The sequence below is a fragment of the uncultured Martelella sp. genome, from assembly GCF_963677965.2.
GTDB lineage: Bacteria > Pseudomonadota > Alphaproteobacteria > Rhizobiales > Rhizobiaceae > Martelella > Martelella mangrovi.
Window position 1 is genome coordinate 3,492,202 of record NZ_CAXXFM010000001.1, and the last position, 17,920, is coordinate 3,510,121.

The following is a 17,920-nucleotide window of genomic DNA, read 5'->3' on the forward strand; positions in this document are numbered from 1 at the left end:
AACGCTCAGACGGCGAGGCTGAACGTGTTTTCACGCACGGTCATGGGCGCCTGACGGCGCAGGGCACGCTCCTGTTGCGGCGAACACTGGTAGATTTCGCGGTAACACTTGGAAAAGTGTGATGCCGAGACGAAACCGCAGGCCACTGCGACATCGACGACCGGAAGCGTCGACTGCGCCAGAAGCCGGCGCGCACGGTCCAGCCGGATTTCCAGATAGTAGCGTGCCGGCGAACGGCCCATTTCCTGACGGAACAGCCGCTCGATCTGCCGGCGCGACAGCCCGACGGCATCGGCGATCTCGATCAGCGACAGCGGTTCGGCCAGATTGGCCTCCATCAGTTCGATGATCTGCAGCACCTTGCCGTTCTGCACGCCGAGACGGGCGCGAAGCGGCAGGCGTTGGCGCTCACTGGAAGGACGCACGCGGTCGGTCAGGGTCTGTTCGCAGATCGCGTTGACAAGGCCGTCGCCGAATTCCTGGCTGATCAGGTGCAGGATCAGGTCGATTGCGGCCGTGCCGCCGGCGCATGTGTAGATATTGCGGTCGATTTCGAAAAGGTCGGCATGGGCGTCAATTTCCGGATAGGTTTCGCAAAACCCCGGCATGTTTTCCCAATGGATGGCGCAACGCTTGCCCTTGAGCAGCCCGGCGCGCGCCAGAAGATGGGTCGCCGTGCACATCGAACCGATGCCGCGGCCGCGATTGTTGAGTTCGCGCAGCCAGGCTTCGAACGACTTGTTGCCGTAATCGTCGACATTGACGCCGGAACAGACAAGGACGAGGTCGGGGCGGTTCTCGCCCATCAGACAGCGGCGCTCGTCGGCAAGCGAGGTGTCGGGATCGACGGCGATGCCGCTGGAGGACATGACCTTTTCGCCGTTATCCGAGGCGATGCGCCAGCTATAGGCCTCGAAGCCCAGCATTCGGTTGGCAATGCGCAAAGTTTCGACCGCGCCCGAAAAAGGCAGTAGCGAAAACTGCGGAACCAGGTAAAAAACGAATGATCTCACCATTGTGCTCACACCGCCCCAATAGAACCCCGTTTATGATCTTGTAAACTTAACTTCTGCAAGAATTATGGCATTCAATTGTCTGTTTGCGACACTGCCACAGACAAATGCGCCAGAGAAGGTGATCGAGGGTCGGTTTGTGATTTTTTTGTGAAACCGTGGCCTATTCGCTTCATGCCGCCGATCTGACGGCGGGCACCGGAGGGTGCATAGCATTGCTGCACTGCAGCAAGGACGACCGCCATTCATAAGATTGGCGGTCGTCCGTCTCAGTCATAACGCCAGGGCTTTTCGCGAACGATGACGTCGTCGCGCAGATGTGGCGGAATTCGGTTGAGACTCTGTTCGCGCACGGCGCGCTGTTCGGATTCACCACGCAGTTCGGTCAGGCGTGTGAGCGGTGTGACAAGGTGCTTCAGAATGATGAACAGTCCCATTTCGTTTTCTCCTTCAAGGTCGTTTTCGAGAACCTGAAAGCAGGATAGGGGCATTTGACATTCAATCAAACGAAATGTAGTCATGGTATAGATCAATGAAATTGAATTGATGGAGTGCCGCATGGCTCATTTTCTGCAGACGCCGCTTCCGGTTCTGGATAATGACATTCTGCGAACATTTGTTGCGATCGCCGAAACCGGCAGCTTTTCCGGGGCCGCTGAAACCGTATTTCGAACGCCCTCGGCGGTTTCCATGCAGATCAAGCGGCTGGAAGAGCAGTTGGGTGTCTCATTGTTCGTGCGCGATGCGCGCGCCGTGCGGCTGACCCACAGCGGCGAGACGCTGCTCAATTACGCGCGGCGCATGCTGGCTCTTTCCAACGAGGCGATGTCGCGTTTCAGACATCCCGACATGCACGGCGTCGTGCGCCTTGGCGCGACAGACGATATCGGCGAGAAGATCCTGCCGTCTATTCTGAAGCGTTTTGCCGAGGCCTTTCCGGGGGTGATGGTCGATGTCTGCATCGATAACAGTATCGGGCTCAGGCGGCGGCTGAGCGAGCAACGGCTTGATCTCACGCTGCTTAACGATGGTGATGAAACGGTTGATGAGAACAGTGAACTCATCCTGCGCGAGCGGCTGGTCTGGGCCGGTGCGTCCTGCGGCACGGCGTATATGAAGGATCCGTTGCCGGTATCCATGTGGGAGCAGGGCTGTTCCTGGCGCAACGAAGCCGTTCAGAAACTGACGGAAAAGGGACGCGCCTACCGCGTTGCCTACATGAGTGCGACGACCATGGTGCAACGGGCCGCTGTGCTGTCCGACCTCGCCGTCGCACCGATTGCGTCCTATTATGTCGCAGACGGGATGCAGGTGCTGGGCGAGGCCGAGGGGCTGCCGGAGCTCGGCTTTTATGAAATCCGGTTGAAATTTTCCGAGCAGGGCGGCGAGCTTGTCGAAGCTGTGGCCGATGCCATCCGCCATGCCTTCGGCGCGGCCCAGCGGCAAAGCCGCGTGGCTTAGAGTGCTTCAGAACAACAGTGCAAGCAGGAAACCTGCGGCAAGGAGCACAAGACCGGCCAGCAGGATCGAAAGCACGCCGATCACCAGCCCAACGATCAGTCCGTAACCGTCCCGTTCCGTTGCCGACAGGCCGATGATGGCCAGCGCGAGAGCAGGCAGCCAGTTGCCGAACGGGATCGGAAAAAACACCACGATTGCCAGCACAAGGCCGAATGCGCCGAGAACGCGTTCGGCCCGGCGTGTTTCAACAAACCAGAAGCGCGGCCGCACGGCGCTTTCGATCCACCTGAGCCATGGCAAGATACGCGCCAGAAGCCGCATGCAGCGCTCGCCATCGATCGAAAAACGGGCAATACGTTCGGGAAACCAGACCCGGGCGTGTCGTGAGGCCATCATCTGCCAGGTGACAAGGATCAGCGGAAGCCCCAGAACCAGCGTTGCGCCGGGCGGAAGCGGAACAAGGTTCGGAATTGCAAACAGCGCAATGAAGGCACCGAAAGAGCGTTCCGCAAGTGCATTGTCCAGCCGTTCGAGCGTGACCCGGCCATTTGCATCCGGCCGCAGGCGGGCCAGAATATCGGAGAGTTTGTCGCCATCATCGCCGCGGTGCTCAAAATCCGGTTCACTGTCATTCACGTCTGCAAATCCTCGTTCCTCGTGTTCGCAAACATGGTGACTGAGGGTGTTGGAAACCAGTTGTTTTTTGATACTGTCTTCGAGGGCGTGAGACGTGGCAGGCGGCTAGAGGTGGAAAGCCTGTGGAAATCCGGCGCCGGGCCTGTGGATAAACTGTGGATCGCCTGTGCACGAACCAAACCGGGCAGAAACTTGCGCAGCCTGGGGAACCCTGCCGGCTTCCAGGCGTTTATCCGACGACCGATCAAAATTCAGGAGTTTGAAATGTTCAAGAAGAAAGTCATTGCCGCCGCTACACTGTTTGCCATGAGCGCTCTGATCACCTCCTGTGGCAACACGATCGAGGGCATGGGCGAAGACACTGCAGGCGCGATCAACGCAACGCAGGATGCCGGCCGCTCGATTGACAATGCAGCGTCCTACTGATCCTGACAGACTATCAGATTTCCTCAACGCCCGGGTTTGACATCCGGGCGTTTTGTCGTTCAGCGCCTCAAAAGGCGTTCTGCCAGCCATTGTAGAACGGGTGGTCCGGCAGGATCGGCAGCGCGACGGCGCTGTAGGTTTTCGCAGACCAGTAGGCGGCAGTGGCAAAATCGAGGCTCTGGCGGGCATCGCCGAGCGTCAGCGGAAGCGGTGTCTTCTCGCACACCGCCTTGTGGAAATCCTGCATCTGGCCGGCAAAACCGGAAGGCGGCGGTGTGAAATCCGCCAGCGCCGCATTGATCTTGCGGCCGATTGCATCATTGGCGGCAACAAAGCGCCAGGGGGCGTCTGCGGCGGTGAAATCCGGCCTGCTGTCTGTTTCGATGGTGACGTTTTCGAAGCACAGCCGCATTCGGCTGAGCGGTTCGACGGACCCGAGCGTGGCGGATGTGGTGGCCAGCGCCCCGCATTCCAGTTCGACGCTGATGCTGGCGCAATCCTCGACCTCGATCTTGTTGACCCGGGTCGCCGTGCGCGCAAACAGCGATCGAACGGGCCCCAGAAGATAGAACATCAGGTCGTTGGCATGGATGGCGTGGTTCATCAGAACGCCGCCCAGCGCGCCGGACCAGCTCTTGCGCCAGTCCTTTTCATAATAGGTTTCATCGCGCAGCCAGTGCACCTCGCAGGTGGCCACGAGCGGTTTGCCGGCAAGACCCGCATTGATGATGTGGCGTGCCTTCTGGGCGCCATCATTGTAGCGATACTGCATGATCGGCATGACCCGCCCGGAAGAACGGGATTCTGCGTCGAGAAGCTCGTCGATTTCCGCCAGCGCACCGACAAGCGGCTTTTCGCAGATAACGTATTTTCCCGCGTGAAGCGCCGCCAGGATCATCTTGCGGTGCGTGCCGGGCGGGGTACAGACATCGATCACGTCGATATCGTCCATTCCGACGATTTCGAGATAGTCTTTCTCAAGCCGTTCGACGCCGAATTCCTTGCCGCAGGAATGCAGCAGATCGGTATCCAGGTCGCAGAGTGCTGTGACCTCGAAGCGCTCGGTATTGGTGCGGTAACCGTTCAGAATGTGGTTGCGGCCGATGCCGAGCCCGACAACAGCGACTTTCAGCTTTCTTGTCATTCACATGTCCTGATATGATGTTGCCTGTTCCGACAAGCTGTTTTGCTCCTCCCGCCATGGCGCGGACCAAAGTCCCCGTCATGGCGTCCCTTGCGCAAGGCCCGGTTGCTGCAAAGGCCCTTGCGACGCATAAAGCGCCGGGCAAGCTGACGGCAAGACCCAGGATTTCGCGCGGCCAAAAAGATGAGGTTGTTTGGCGCCGATCACGGCCACACTAAGACTGGTCAAGGCAAACTTTGCAAGAGAATCAGACGCTTTTTAAATCATTGATTCAGCATAAACCGAATTTCTCCCGTGGTCACCGCTTTGAAAAACACTGGCGTTCAGTAACCGCAGCGTGAAAGAAATCCTTCTACCATAGACCGGTATCCGCTGCCGAACAGACGCAGGTGCACCAGGGCGGGCCAAAGGCTGTAGATGGCCTGTCGCTCGCGATAACCGGGCTCAAGCGCCGGGTAATTGCCATAAAAGGCGTCGTCGAGACTTCCGAAAAGATTGAGCATGGCCAGGTCGACTTCGCAGTGGCCGTAATAGCTGGCAGGATCGATGAAGGCCGTGACCCTGCCGGACGACGACATCACATTGCCGGACCAGAGGTCGCCGTGAAGCAGGGCAGCCGGCGGGCTGTCGGGCAGTAAATCGGCCAGATTGCCGGCAAGCTTTTCGAGGCGCCGGGCAATTGCCGGCGGGATATCGCCGATATTGTTCAAAAGCCGGTGGTCGCGCCAGAAGGCAACCCAGGAATCGGTTTTGTCATTGATGATCGCCACCTTGCCGAAGGCGTAGTCATCTCCAAAGCCATAGCGTGCGCCAGTGGCAGCATGCAGCGTGGCAAGTGCGCGCCCGAGATCGGCCTGAGCGCCGGAAAAGCCGCTGTGACCGTCGACCTGAGTGATGATCAGCACCTTGTCGTTGGCGGCAATCACCTTGGGCGCAGGCGCCCCGGCAGCGGCAATCAGGCGCAGCATTTCGGCTTCGAGCGCCGGCGCCGGGCCGCCCTTGGCGATGAAATGCCGGTTATCGTGTGTATCGGCCCGCATGACGGACGACAGGTCGCCGGACGCAAAATGGGAAAGGGTGACACGCTCGACACCGAGCAATTGCGCAATCGTGTCCTGAAAATCATTCATCGGGAATGCCGCTGCTGGATGGTTTACAATGCCCGCCGGCTCTGGACGTCGGGGACGATCCTCGCATAAAACGCTGAAACGGTCCGGCTTCGATGAGAAGCTATGGCAAAACAGGTTCGGAGTGCAAGTTTTGGCAATTGAAGACGTTCAGACCCGTCCGCGTGATCAGCAGGCAGCCCAGCAGGTCATTGCGCTGTTGAAGGAGCGCTTCGGCGACAAGGTGCAGACGGGTGAAGCTTTCCGTGCGCAGCATGCGCACACCACCACCTATCTGCCGCCGCAGCTGCCAGATGCGGTGTTCTTCGCCGAAAGCTCGGACGATGTGAAGGCGGTTGTGAAGCTTTGCGCCGAATACAAGGTTCCGATCATTCCCTTCGGGACCGGCTCCTCGCTCGAAGGGCAGGTCAATGCGCCCGAGGGCGGCATTTCCCTTGACCTGTCGCGCATGAACCGGGTGCTGGAAGTCAATGCCGAAGACCTCGATTGCCGGGTCGAGCCCGGCGTGACCCGCGAGGAACTGAACGAATATCTGCGCGATACCGGTCTGTTCTTTCCGCTTGATCCCGGTGCCAATGCCTCGATCGGGGGCATGGCCTCAACACGGGCGTCCGGCACCAATGCCGTGCGTTACGGCACGATGAAGGACATGGTGCTGGCGCTGACGGTGGTAACGGCCGATGGCGAGGAGATCACCACGGCGCGGCGCGCCCGCAAATCGTCTGCCGGTTATGACCTGACGCGGCTTTTCGTCGGGGCGGAAGGCACGCTCGGCATCATAACCTCGATCACGCTGCGGCTTGCCGGGATCCCTGAAAAGATTGCCGGCGGGGTATCGTCCTTCGAAACGCCGGAAGACGCCTGCAACGCCGTGATCATGACGATCCAGATGGGCATTCCCGTGGCCCGTATCGAGCTTCTCGACAGTTTGCAGGTGAAGGCCTGCAACGCCTATTCCGGGCTTGAATTTCCCGAAAAACCGCTGCTGCTGCTGGAATTTCACGGCAGTGAGGAGGCGGTGGCCATGCAGTCGGCCCAGTTTGCCGAAATCGCGGCCGAATGCGGCGGTTCGGAATTCATCTGGACGGCCAATGCCGAAGAACGCACCAAACTGTGGAAAGCGCGTCACAGCGCCTATTGGGCGGGGCGGGCGCTGGCGCCGGAACTCGACGGGTTTTCAACCGATGTCTGCGTGCCGATCTCGCGGCTTGCCGACTGCATGCGCGAAACTCGCGACGATGTTCAGCGCCAAGGCATTCTGGCACCGGTGGTCGGCCATGCGGGCGACGGCAATTTTCATCTTCTGGTGCTGTTCGACGCAAAAAATCCCGACGAAATTATCCGTGTCGAGGATTTCACCACGCGCCTGGCCGAACGCGCGATTGCGATGGGCGGAACCGCGACCGGAGAACATGGCGTGGGGCAGGGCAAGAAGCGCGTCGTCGGTCAGGAGATCGGCACGGCGGTGGTGGCGATGCGCGCCATCAAGCAATCGCTCGATCCAGACAACATCTTCAATCCGGGCAAGATCTTCTGACCGCGTAAAATCGGTCGGTCCAGGCTGTCGGGAGGCACGCCGAACTGGTTTGCCTGTGTCGCTCGTGATAGGTTTGCGGCAATGACGTAATCCGGGCGGAACAGGCCGCCTGCGGCACGGGAGGGGGCAAGTCCGATCTGCCGGTGCCGGCACTATCGCGACCGCCTGCATGAATGACATAAGGGAACCGCAAGATTGCTAGGACGAATACTTGTTTTCATCGGAGCGCTTCTGGTTCTTCTGCTGTTTTCGGCGCTGGTTATCCCGTATTTCGTCGACTGGGGCAGTTTTCGCAAGGAATTCGAGGTTCAGGCAAGCCGGGCGCTGGGCAAGAAGGTCGAGGTTGTCGGTGAGGTCGATGTCAGGGTGCTGCCGTTTCCCTCGATCACCATGCATGATGTTCGCGTTGGCCGCGATGCGTCGGGCATGCCGCTGGCCACGGCCGATGCCTTTTCGATGGATGCCGAGCTTGCGCCGTTTCTCAGCGGCGAGGTCCGCATCTTCAAGATGCTGCTGGACCACCCGGTTCTCAATCTGACGCTGGATGAAAACGGGGCGATGTCCTGGACGGCCACCGGCAATGCGCCGCTTTCGGCCCGGCGCGTGGTGTTCGAGGATGTCGAATTGCGCGACGGCGAGATCCGCCTGGCCGATGACGGCAGCGGTCGCGTGCGCACCCTTTCCGATATCAACGCCATGCTGTCGGCAAACGCCATCGAAGGGCCGTGGCGGATGGAAGGCAGCGCCGTGCTTGACGGTCATCCGGGCGCCTTCACCATCCTGACGGGGCGGCCGGATGCCGAAACCGGCACGATGCGCCTCCGGCTTTCCGCGGACCCCGAGGAATGGCCGGTTTCGGCCGCACTTGAAGGCGATGTCACGCTGACGGATGGCCGCCCGGCCTATGCCGGCGGTTTCCGGCTTTCGGTTGTCGAGGACGACGCCGATGCCGATGATATTCCGCCGCCACGCGCCAGCGGTCAGTTCGAACTCACCAATGAGTCGATCGCCGTTTCCGAATACCGGCTTGAGATCGGCACTCAGGTCGACCCTTACGTGATTTCCGGCGAGGCGAATTTCGATACACGGCCGGGCGGTACGTTTCTGCTGACGGCCAACGGCCAGCAGTTCAATGTCGAGCGGCTGTCCGATTACGACACCAATCTGAAGAAGGATCGTGTTGCAACGCCGAGCGCGCGCGAAAGGCTCGATACGCTGATCGGCTTTCTGCGGCAGGTGCCGGTGCCGCAGCTGCCGGGCACGGTCACCTTCCGTCTGCCGGCACTCGTATCCGGTGATACCACGATCCGCTCCATCGTTCTCGATGCCGCGCCCGATGGCGACGGCTGGACGATCGAGGATGGGTCGGCCGAACTGCCGGGGCGCACGCAGGTGGAGGTTTCCGGCAGGCTTGCGCTCGGTGACGAGACATCGTTTGCCGGCTCCCTGCTTGTTGCCTCGCGCCAGCCTTCCGGTCTGTCACAGTGGCTGACGGGCGAGGTGGGGCCGGAAATCCGGGCGCTAAACAGGGCCGGCTTTTCCGCCGATGTCAATCTGACGCCGGATACCCAGATTTTCGAAAATCTCCAGGTCGTTGCAGGGGATGCGGTGCTCGATGGCGCCGTCTCACGCCAGTCGCAGGGCACGGGGACACCCCAGCTGGACCTCGATCTTTCCGGCAATGTTATCGATCTCAGCGCATTGCGGGCCCTTGCCGGGCTGATGGTCGGCGAGAATATCGATGGCGGCCTCAACCAGCATCGCATTCACGCAACGCTGCGGGCGGGTACCGTGAACGCCTTTGATCTGAGCGCCGAGGTCGTGGATACGGATTTCACCTATCAGTCCGGCGCGGTGACCGTTGACCGGCTGGAGATCGGCGATCTCGCCGGTGCGGCCATCACGCTTTCTGGGCAGGCCCAGACCGGCCGCTCGCTGCCGACAGGGTCGGGACGGGTGACCTTTGCGGCTGACGATATTTCCGGTTTCGTTGCAACGCTCGAACAGCGTTTCGGCGATCATCCGGTTCTCGACAGACTGGCGGAAAATGCCGCCTGGTATCAAGATACCGATCTGGAGGCGGATATCGCCTTTGGACAGGACGGGACAGGCGTGTCCGCGGTTTTCAGCGGCAGCGCCAATGACAGCAAAATCTCCGGGTCGTGGCGGCGCGATGCGCTTATGGGCCCCGGCGGCATGAGTGGGCAGATCCAGCTGTCGAACCCCGATGCCGCCATTGTCTTCGGTCAGGCCGGGTTTGCGACGCTGCCGATCCCCGCGCCGGCCGGCGCGCAGGTTTCGCTCACGCTGGAGCGCTCCGAAGCGACGGGGCCGGTCTCGCTCGGCCTGCGTGCGGCAAGCGGAGAGACGAGGCTTTCGGTCTCCGGCGAGGCCGGTCTCGACACCGAAAATTTCCTCGGTGGCCGTTATGCGGTTTCCCTGACCAGTCCCGATCTTGAACCTTACCTTGCGATGAACGCATTCGCCGTGCCGGGAACGGCGTTCGGGGTTCCGCTGTCGGCAAAGGCGACGCTCGATATTTCCGCGCAGCAATACGCGCTTTCGGCCATCGAAGGGGAACTGGACGGCAATGCCGTGCGCGGCCGGCTTGCGCTGGCCCGCGGCGAACCGGTGGCGCATCTTGATGGCGCGCTGTCGTTCGACAGCTTCGATCTCGGATGGTTGATGGAGGCGGTCTACGGGCCGAATTTCACGCTCGGCCCGGAAGGGTTGCCCGATACGCCGTTCGGTTCTGCCTATTTCGGCACGGCGGAGGCCGATATCGACATTCAGGCCGCTTCATTCGATGCCGGCCTGATGGAGCCGGTGACCGGCATGAGCGGCACGGTGGATTTTCGCGGTGGCGGGCTTTCGATGACCGGACTTTCCGGGCGCTTTCTGGGCGGCACGCTGTCGGGTGATCTGCAGATCGGCAATGCCGGCGGCGACGGTTATTTTCAGGCGCAGGTCAATCTCGCCGACGCGGCGCTGCCGGAAACGCTGTGGCAATCGAACGGAGCACCTGTGGTGAGCGGGCGCTTCGATCTCGGCCTTGTCGTGGAAACGACGGCGGATACTGCGGCCGGACTTTTGGAACAGGCGAGCGGTTCCGGCATGCTGACACTGAAATCGCCGGTCGTTTCCGGGCTGGATCTTTCTGTTGCCGATCCGCTGCTTGCCTGGGCCGATGCGCAGGGCACCGAGGTGACCAATGAAGCAATCGAACAGGAAATGCGTTCGCTGATCTTTGTCGACGGATCGTTTGAGGCAGGCGATGTCGCTGTGCCCTTCAGCATTACCGACGGTGTGCTGCAGGCCCGCAATGTCTTCGTCGACCTGCCGGAAGCGCGGATATACGGGGCCATGCGCACCGATCTTGCCAGGCGTGACGTTGACGCTTCGATCGACGTGGCGCTGAAGCTCGGTGAGGAAAGCGAAGAGGGGGCCAATGCGGGCTTTTCCATCGGTTTTTCCGGGCCGCTTGCCGATCCCGACCGCAGCCTCGAGCTGACGGAGGTGAACAATTTTCTGGCGTTGCGGGCGGTTGAACGCGAACGAGCGCGGGTTGAGCGGCTGCAGGCCGATATTCTCGAAAAACAGCGCCTGCGCCGTGAGGCGACGCTCTACAGCTTCCGTGCGGAACAGCGGGAAATCGAGCGCCAACAGCGTGAAGAAGCCGAACGCCTGCGCCGCGAGGAAGAGCTGCGCCGCGCGCGCGAGGCCGGTGACGCCGCCGATGATCAGTCCGCCATTCCAGCCCCTGCGCCCGACGGCGAGACCGCCATGCAGGGCGAACCGCCGCTGCCCGCCGACAGTGACTGGGACAGGCTGATCGAATCGATCATTGAAGGAAGTGCCGAACAACAGGGCATTTCGCCGCCTGCACCGTAATACCAAGAGTCGATGATTAGGACTCATATGATGCGCGCTGGAATGGTCGTCCGAGTAGGAAAATACCGCAGAGCGATGCCGTAGCATCGCGCGAGGATTTTGACGCCCTCGGTGGCCATTCCAGCCGCACCCTTAAAGGGCCGGGCGCTTTTGAAAGCCCGCGTCGTTGAAAATCCTTGCCGTAGCTATGGCTACGACTGCGGTTTTCGCCTAGCCGGCTTTCAAAATCGCTCCGGTCATATGCGTTCTAGTCATCGACTCTTGGTATAACGCAGTCAAAAAAAAGCCTGTTTTCAAACGCATGAACGCCGCTTCTGGACCGGGAAGACGTTTTTGGTTATTGAAGCCCGGATTTCGGGAGGCAGGGTGTTGAAGCGCAGATTTTTGCTTGTTGTCGGTTGGATCATGGTTGGACTGGGGGTTATCGGCGTTTTTCTGCCGCTGATGCCGACAGCGCCGTTTCTCATTGTTGCCGCTGCGGCCTTCGCGCGCTCGTCGCCGGAGCTTGAAGCGCGGTTGATGAACCATCCCCGTTTCGGTGCTCATCTCCGGCAATGGCGCCATCAGGGCGCAATCGCCGTTCCGGCCAAGATCATGGCGGTCCTGGCCATGGGGTGCAGTTTCCTTTCCGTGCTGTTTTTCGCACAGTCCTTTTTCTGGCTGCAGCTTGCCGTCGGGCTGGTGCTTTTAAGCTGCGCCGCCTTCGTGGTGACGCGTCCGTCACCCGCACCTGTTGCCGTGCGCTCGGATCGCTGAAGCGAGCGTCAGTGATCGCCGGGCGTTTTCAGCACCGGCGCCATCGACCAGTCCGGTTTGCTGATGCTTTGTCGCGGCGCGGATGTGCGGTCTTCGATACGGGCGAGGACGGCGCGGGCGAGTTCGCGCCCGGCCTGTCTGAAATCCTCGCTCATGGCGATGATCTCCGGGCTTATCCAATTGAGAAAATGCGCCGGCTGTTTGGCGACGAGGTCGATATCCTCACCGAGCGTCAGCCCGCGTGAGCGCAACGCCGCCATGATCGGCACGGCGCTGCTACCGCTACAGGCGATTATGCCGTCCGGCGGGGTGCTGGATGACAGTGCGGCCATCATTCCTTCGCGGATTTCCGAAAGCGGGGAATCGGTGCTGACGGAGGTCAGCGGTGTTTCCTGAAGGCCGAAACGGCCAAGACCGCGCTCAAAGCCGCTGCGGAAATAACGGTAATAGGTCAGGTGGCTTGGCGGCTGCAGACAGACAATACGCTGGCGCCCACGCTCTGCCAGCCTTTCGACCGCATCCATCGCATAGGCTTCATTGTCGAAATCATGAAAAGGATAATCGTGGTCGTTCTCGGTGCGGCCGTGGGTGGCGAATGGCATGCCGCGCTCGCGCATCAGCGCGATGCGCGGATCGTCGGGTGCGATGCGCGAAATGATCACGCCATCGGCCGAGCCGGTGTCGAGAATGTAGCGGATCGGCGCCATCGGGTCGTGATGGATCGGCTGGGGCATCAGGACGAGATGATAGGGCGTACCGGAGAGGGCGTCCGAGATGCCGAAAATCATCTGCCCGGACATGCCCATGATCTCCTCTTCCATGTTGAGGACGAGCGCGATCACATTGGTCTTGCCGGTGCGAAGCCTCACGCCGGCGCGGTTCGGCATGTAGCCGAGCTGTTTGGCGACGAGGCGCACGCGTTCCTTGGTGTGTTCGGCAATGTCCGGTGCATCCTTCAGCGCCCGGGAGACGGTCGTCACCCCGAGGCCGGTCATATAGGCAATGGTCTTCAGTGTCGGGCGCGCACTGGTTGTGTCGCGCATCTGGCCGGTCGTGGATTTCATCGGCGTCCTTCATCTCCCGCGTCGTTCCGGTTCAGGCGGTTCGGCCTCTCTCCCTGCCGGTGTCTGAACCTGTCTGACCCCGGATCGTGGCCAGCCTGAATGGGCCACGATACGCTGATTCTCACGGATCGCGCGAACTTTGCGAACCTTCCTGGCAATTTTGCGCGGCGTCCTTTGCGCCAGGCCCGAAACCGTCCTCCGTCCTGCGTGTGGTGGACGAAAATACCGGGTTCACTGCGGTCCGGCACCCGTATTGGGCAGCTTAATGTGATATTGGCTGTAACGATACAGAAAAATGCTGTTGCGTGTTAGAGCACCTTTTTTCGAACCAGTGGGGCCGTACTCAAGGATATATCCGGTTGGCTTTCGCAGGTGCGAAGCATCAGGGGTTCTCGACGTAATATTTCCATGAAAATATATATTTAACAGATAAATGCGGAAAATTTGCACTGCAATATTGAATTAATGTCGCGGTTTTTATCTTGTGTCGACTTAAGTCTGGCGGCGGGGTTCCAATAAAAGGGTTGCGCGATATTTGGCTTTCGAATACCGTTTTACGGCAACGTTTCAGTTGGGAGGACAGTATGAAACATGCAATTCTCACCGCCGCCCTGGCGGCCGGCGTGGCCATGCCTGTCGCAGCCAATGCGACCGACCTTGAGGTCACCCACTGGTGGACTTCCGGTGGCGAGGCGGAGGCCGTGAAGGTGCTCGCTGACAATTTCAATGAAACCGGTAACAACTGGGTGGATAGTGCGATTGCCGGTTCAGGCTCCACCGCCAACCCGATTATCATCAGCCGGATTATCGGCGGTAACCCCATGGGTGCAACCCAGATGAACACCGGCCGCGATGCCGAGGAGCTGATCAAGGCCGGGCTGATGGTGGATCTGACGGAGCTGGCCGAGGAGGAGAACTGGGCCGAGAAAATCCGTCCGGCAAAGCTTCTGGAAGCCTGCGAATATGATGGCAAGATCTATTGCGTGCCGATCAACATTCACTCCTGGCAGTGGATGTGGCTGAACCGCCATGTGTTCGAGGATAACGGCCTTGCCGTGCCGACCAACTGGGATGAGCTGGTGGAGGCCGCGCCCGCGCTTCGTGAAGCCGGCGTCATTCCGCTGGCCACCGGCCAGCCCTGGCAGGTGGACGGTATCCGCAACGTCATGCAGAGCGCTGTCGGCGGTGTCGACAACTATCTCGCCGTCAACGACGAAAAAGATCCCGATGCCGTGATGAGCGATGCAAACCGGTCCATCTGGGAGGCGTTCGCCCAGGCCCGCGACATGGTGGACGATGCCTATTCCGGTCGTGACTGGAACGTGGCCACCAATATGGTGATCCAGGGCGATGCCGCTGCCCAGATCATGGGCGACTGGGCGCAGGGCGAATTCGCCATGGCCGGTCTGGAAGCCGGCGTTGATTACGATTGCCTTCCGGGGCTTGGCAACACCGCCGTGCTCGATACCGGCGGCGATGCGTTCTACTTCCCGAAAAATGACAATGAAGAGATTACGGCCGCCCAGCTGGAGCTGGCGTCGATGCTGGTTTCGCCGGAAACCCAGGTCGAGTTCAATCTCGTCAAGGGCTCTCTGCCGGTGCGTGGCGATGTCGACCTGGAGGCGGCCAATGCCTGCATGAAGAAGGGGCTCGAAATTCTCGCCAACCCGGAAAATGTCCTGCCGTCGACCGAGCAGATGCTCGATTCCGACACCCAGGGACAGATCACCGATCTGGCGCTTGAGTTCTTCTCCTCCGACATGTCGGTCGATGAGGCGCTCGAGCAGCAGCAATCGATCATCGAGCAGGCCAGATAAGCCTGCCATATGATCCGGAGCGGGGCGCAATCGGCGAACCCCGCTCCGTTTCCTCAAGGTCTGATGCCAACCTTTCAAGGGGAGCTGCAATGGCTGCTGTTGCTCGCCGTCCGTTTGGTCTGTTCAAGAATCTGAACGCCAAGATCGCGGCAATCCCGATGATGCTGACCGCCGTGGTCATTTTTATCGGCTGCACCGCCTGGACTGTCATTTATTCATTCACCGACTCGCGTCTGCTGCCGAGCGAAAATTTCGTCGGCTTTGACCAGTATGACCGGTTGTTCGACACCACGCGCTGGAATGTCGCAATCGTCAACCTGCTGATCTACGGGGGCCTGAGCCTCGTCTTTTCCTTTGTCGTCGGCTTTTTGCTGGCAACGCTGCTGGATCAGAAGATCCGTTTCGAAAATACATTCCGCACCATCTTTCTCTATCCCTTCGCGCTTTCCTTTATCGTCACGGGCCTTGTCTGGCAGTGGATCCTCGATCCCGGTCTCGGCGTGCCGAAATTTCTTGATGATCTTGGCCTTCCCGGCGGCGATCTTGCGCTGCTCGGCAACAAGAGCACCGTCATCTATGCACTGGTGATTGCCGGCCTGTGGCAGGGAACCGGTCTGGTCATGGTGCTGATGCTGGCGGGGCTGCGCGGCATCGACAACGAAATCTGGAAGGCGGCAAAGGTCGACGGCATTCCCGCCTGGCGCACCTATATCTTCATCGTCATTCCGATGATGCGCGGCGTGTTCGTGACCACGCTGGTGATCGTCGCCTCCGGCATTGTCCGCGTCTACGATCTCGTCGTGGCGATGACCCAAGGGGGGCCCGGTTTTGCCTCCGAAGTGCCGGCGAAATACGTCTACGACCTGATGTTCCAGCGCGGCAATATCGGCCAGGGGCTCGCGGCCTCGACCATCATGCTGGTCACCGTCTTCATCATCATCGTGCCATGGGCGCTGATGGAATTCAGAGACAAGAAGAAGTGAGGAACGGATGATGAGTGCTGTTCAATCAACCGAACCGTCCGGCCCGCGCCCGAAACGCCGTCTCGCGCCTTCACGGATCATTCTCTATTCCATCCTGTTTGTCGCTGCCGTCTATTACCTGATCCCGCTTTACGTGATGGTGGTGACCTCGCTGAAGGGCATGCCCGAAATCCGCATGGGCAACATCTTTGCGCCGCCGGTCGAGATCACCTTCGAGCCATGGGTGAAAGCCTGGAGCCAGGCCTGCACCGGGCTTTACTGCGAGGGGATCCGCGTCGGCTTCTGGAATTCGGTGAAGATCACCGTGCCGGGCATCATCGTCTCGATTGCCGTTGCCTCGGTCAATGGCTATGCGCTGGCGAACTGGCGCTTCAAGGGCTCAGAATTCTTCTTCACCGTGCTGCTGTTCGGGGCGTTCATTCCCTATCAGGTGCTGCTCTATCCGCTGGTGATCATCCTGCGAGAGCTGCATATCTTCTCCACGCTTCCGGGCATTGTGCTGGTGCACACGATCTTCGGCATGCCGATCCTCACATTGCTGTTCCGCAATTATTTCGCCTCGCTGCCCGAAGAACTGTTCAAGGCCGCGCGCGTGGACGGCGCCGGCTTCTGGCAGATCTTCTTCAGGATCATGCTGCCGATGTCGCTGCCGATCTTCGTTGTCGGGATGATCATCCAGACCACCGGCATCTGGAATGACTTCCTGTTCGGCGTGATCTTCGCCGGCCAGCAGAATTACCCGATGACGGTGCAGCTCAACAACATCGTCAACGCGGTGCAGGGGGTCAAGGAATACAACGTCAACATGGCGGCAACGCTTCTGACCGGCCTCGTTCCGCTTATCGTCTATTTCATTTCCGGACCGTTGTTCGTGCGCGGCATCGCCGCCGGCGCGGTGAAAGGCTGAATGATGAACACAAGTGTTTCCATCAAGGATCTGTCGCTTTCCTTCGGCGCTATCGATGTGTTGAAGAACCTCGATCTCGATGTCCATGACGGCGAGTTTCTGGTTCTGCTCGGCTCGTCGGGCTGCGGCAAGTCAACGCTTCTGAACTGCATTGCCGGGCTTCTGGATGTCTCGGCTGGCCAGATCTTCATCAAGGACAGAAACGTCACCTGGCTGGAGCCGAAGGATCGCGGCATCGGCATGGTGTTCCAGTCCTATGCGCTCTATCCGCAAATGACGGTGGCAAAGAACCTCTCCTTCGGCCTGCAGGTCGGCAAGGTTCCCAAGCCGGAGATCGACAAGCGGGTCAAACGGGCTTCCGAAATCCTGCAGATCGAGCCGCTTCTGAAGCGCAAGCCCGCTGAACTGTCCGGCGGTCAGCGCCAGCGTGTTGCCATCGGCCGTGCACTGGTGCGCGACGTGGACGTGTTCCTGTTCGACGAACCGCTGTCCAATCTCGATGCAAAGCTCAGATCGGAGTTGCGTGTCGAGATCAAGAGATTGCATCAGTCCCTTGAAAACACGATGATTTATGTGACGCATGACCAGATCGAGGCGATGACGCTGGCCGACCGTATCGCGATCATGCGCGGCGGCGTGATCCAGCAACTCGACGAGCCGACAACGATCTATAATCGCCCGGTCAATCGCTATGTTGCCGGCTTCATCGGCTCGCCCTCGATGAATTTTCTCGATGGTGAACTGGCGCAAAAGGATGGCAAGACGATCTTCCGTTCCAACGGCGTCGATTTCGACCTCGACGGCTATGACGGCAATGGGCTGTTGCCGACGTCGGGCAAGGTGACCCTCGGTGTCCGGCCGGAACATGTGATGGTCGATGATGAAATTCCGTCCGGTCAGGAGGTCCATCAGGCCGTGGTCGATCTGGAAGAGCCGATGGGCGCGGACAATCTCCTGTGGCTGAAACATGCAGGTCATCTGTTTACCGTGCGTGTCGGCGGCAACAAACGGTATCGCCCGGGGCAGGAAATCAGGCTCGCTTTCGCCATGGAGCTGGCGTCCGTTTTCGATGCGGAGACCGAACTCAGGCTTTAGGCCGTTTGGAAAGTTGCCGCTTTCCCTTTTGGGGGAACGCACTAATATGTAAAAAATGAGAAG

The 17,920-nt window shown here is 60.0% G+C and carries 15 protein-coding genes; 9 read left to right on the forward strand and 6 right to left on the reverse strand.

Annotation, left to right across the window (positions count from 1 at the left end):
- Positions 1-5: 5 nt before the first annotated feature.
- Both ACHZCU_RS16230 and ACHZCU_RS16235 read right to left on the reverse strand, forming a co-directional pair.
- Positions 6-1,016 (reverse strand): GlxA family transcriptional regulator, encoded by a 1,011-nt coding sequence (locus ACHZCU_RS16230; RefSeq protein WP_319519572.1) that lies wholly within the window; start codon positions 1,014-1,016, stop codon positions 6-8.
- Between the two features lie 266 nt (positions 1,017-1,282).
- Positions 1,283-1,450 carry a hypothetical protein gene (locus ACHZCU_RS16235; RefSeq protein WP_181190629.1) on the reverse strand — a complete coding sequence of 56 codons (168 nt, stop codon included), beginning with the start codon at positions 1,448-1,450 and terminating at the stop codon, positions 1,283-1,285.
- A gap of 121 nt (positions 1,451-1,571) precedes the next feature.
- Here ACHZCU_RS16235 and ACHZCU_RS16240 point away from each other — a divergent pair, with 121 nt between their 5' ends.
- Positions 1,572-2,474: a LysR family transcriptional regulator gene (locus tag ACHZCU_RS16240; RefSeq protein WP_319519573.1), complete on the forward strand. Its 903-nt coding sequence runs from the start codon at positions 1,572-1,574 to the stop codon at positions 2,472-2,474.
- A 6-nt stretch (positions 2,475-2,480) separates the two neighbouring features.
- Here ACHZCU_RS16240 and ACHZCU_RS16245 read toward each other — a convergent pair whose 3' ends face one another.
- Entirely contained in the window at positions 2,481-3,110 is a 630-nt protein-coding gene (locus ACHZCU_RS16245) for an exopolysaccharide biosynthesis protein (RefSeq protein WP_319519574.1), read from the reverse strand.
- Positions 3,111-3,374: 264 nt separating this feature from the next.
- Here ACHZCU_RS16245 and ACHZCU_RS16250 point away from each other — a divergent pair, with 264 nt between their 5' ends.
- Entirely contained in the window at positions 3,375-3,536 is a 162-nt protein-coding gene (locus ACHZCU_RS16250; RefSeq protein ID WP_106302128.1) for an entericidin, read from the forward strand.
- 67 nt (positions 3,537-3,603) lie between these two features.
- On the opposite strand, the gene ACHZCU_RS16255 is transcribed toward ACHZCU_RS16250, so the two are convergent.
- Together ACHZCU_RS16255 and ACHZCU_RS16260 are read right to left on the reverse strand one after the other, a co-directional pair.
- Positions 3,604-4,680, reverse strand: a complete 1,077-nt coding sequence (locus tag ACHZCU_RS16255; protein ID WP_319519575.1) for a Gfo/Idh/MocA family oxidoreductase — start codon at positions 4,678-4,680, stop codon at positions 3,604-3,606.
- Between the two features lie 323 nt (positions 4,681-5,003).
- Entirely contained in the window at positions 5,004-5,810 is an 807-nt protein-coding gene (locus ACHZCU_RS16260) for a fructosamine kinase family protein (protein ID WP_319519576.1), read from the reverse strand.
- Positions 5,811-5,940: 130 nt separating this feature from the next.
- On the opposite strand from ACHZCU_RS16260, the gene ACHZCU_RS16265 reads away from it, so the two are divergent.
- From ACHZCU_RS16265 to ACHZCU_RS16275, 3 genes are all read left to right on the forward strand, one after another.
- The gene (locus ACHZCU_RS16265) at positions 5,941-7,344 is read left to right on the forward strand and encodes an FAD-linked oxidase C-terminal domain-containing protein (RefSeq protein WP_319519577.1); all 1,404 of its coding nucleotides are present in this window, start codon (positions 5,941-5,943) and stop codon (positions 7,342-7,344) included.
- A gap of 195 nt (positions 7,345-7,539) precedes the next feature.
- Positions 7,540-11,235 carry an AsmA-like C-terminal region-containing protein gene (locus ACHZCU_RS16270; protein ID WP_319519578.1) on the forward strand — a complete coding sequence of 1,232 codons (3,696 nt, stop codon included), beginning with the start codon at positions 7,540-7,542 and terminating at the stop codon, positions 11,233-11,235.
- A gap of 366 nt (positions 11,236-11,601) precedes the next feature.
- Complete coding sequence (locus tag ACHZCU_RS16275) at positions 11,602-11,991, forward strand: YbaN family protein (protein WP_319519579.1); 390 nt, start codon at positions 11,602-11,604, stop codon at positions 11,989-11,991.
- 8 nt (positions 11,992-11,999) lie between these two features.
- Here the strand turns inward: ACHZCU_RS16275 and ACHZCU_RS16280 are convergent, their stop codons facing one another.
- The gene (locus ACHZCU_RS16280; protein WP_319519580.1) at positions 12,000-13,055 is read right to left on the reverse strand and encodes a LacI family transcriptional regulator; all 1,056 of its coding nucleotides are present in this window, start codon (positions 13,053-13,055) and stop codon (positions 12,000-12,002) included.
- 584 nt (positions 13,056-13,639) lie between these two features.
- Here ACHZCU_RS16280 and ACHZCU_RS16285 point away from each other — a divergent pair.
- The 4 genes from ACHZCU_RS16285 to ACHZCU_RS16300 all read left to right on the forward strand — a co-directional run bounded on the left by ACHZCU_RS16285 (position 13,640) and on the right by ACHZCU_RS16300 (position 17,857).
- Positions 13,640-14,872: an ABC transporter substrate-binding protein gene (locus ACHZCU_RS16285; protein ID WP_319519581.1), complete on the forward strand. Its 1,233-nt coding sequence runs from the start codon at positions 13,640-13,642 to the stop codon at positions 14,870-14,872.
- 89 nt (positions 14,873-14,961) lie between these two features.
- Complete coding sequence (locus tag ACHZCU_RS16290) at positions 14,962-15,855, forward strand: carbohydrate ABC transporter permease (RefSeq protein WP_106301314.1); 894 nt, start codon at positions 14,962-14,964, stop codon at positions 15,853-15,855.
- A 10-nt stretch (positions 15,856-15,865) separates the two neighbouring features.
- Complete coding sequence (locus tag ACHZCU_RS16295) at positions 15,866-16,762, forward strand: carbohydrate ABC transporter permease (RefSeq protein ID WP_319519582.1); 897 nt, start codon at positions 15,866-15,868, stop codon at positions 16,760-16,762.
- Positions 16,763-16,765: 3 nt separating this feature from the next.
- Positions 16,766-17,857 carry an ABC transporter ATP-binding protein gene (locus tag ACHZCU_RS16300; RefSeq protein ID WP_319519812.1) on the forward strand — a complete coding sequence of 364 codons (1,092 nt, stop codon included), beginning with the start codon at positions 16,766-16,768 and terminating at the stop codon, positions 17,855-17,857.
- The last annotated feature ends 63 nt before the right edge of the window (positions 17,858-17,920 follow it).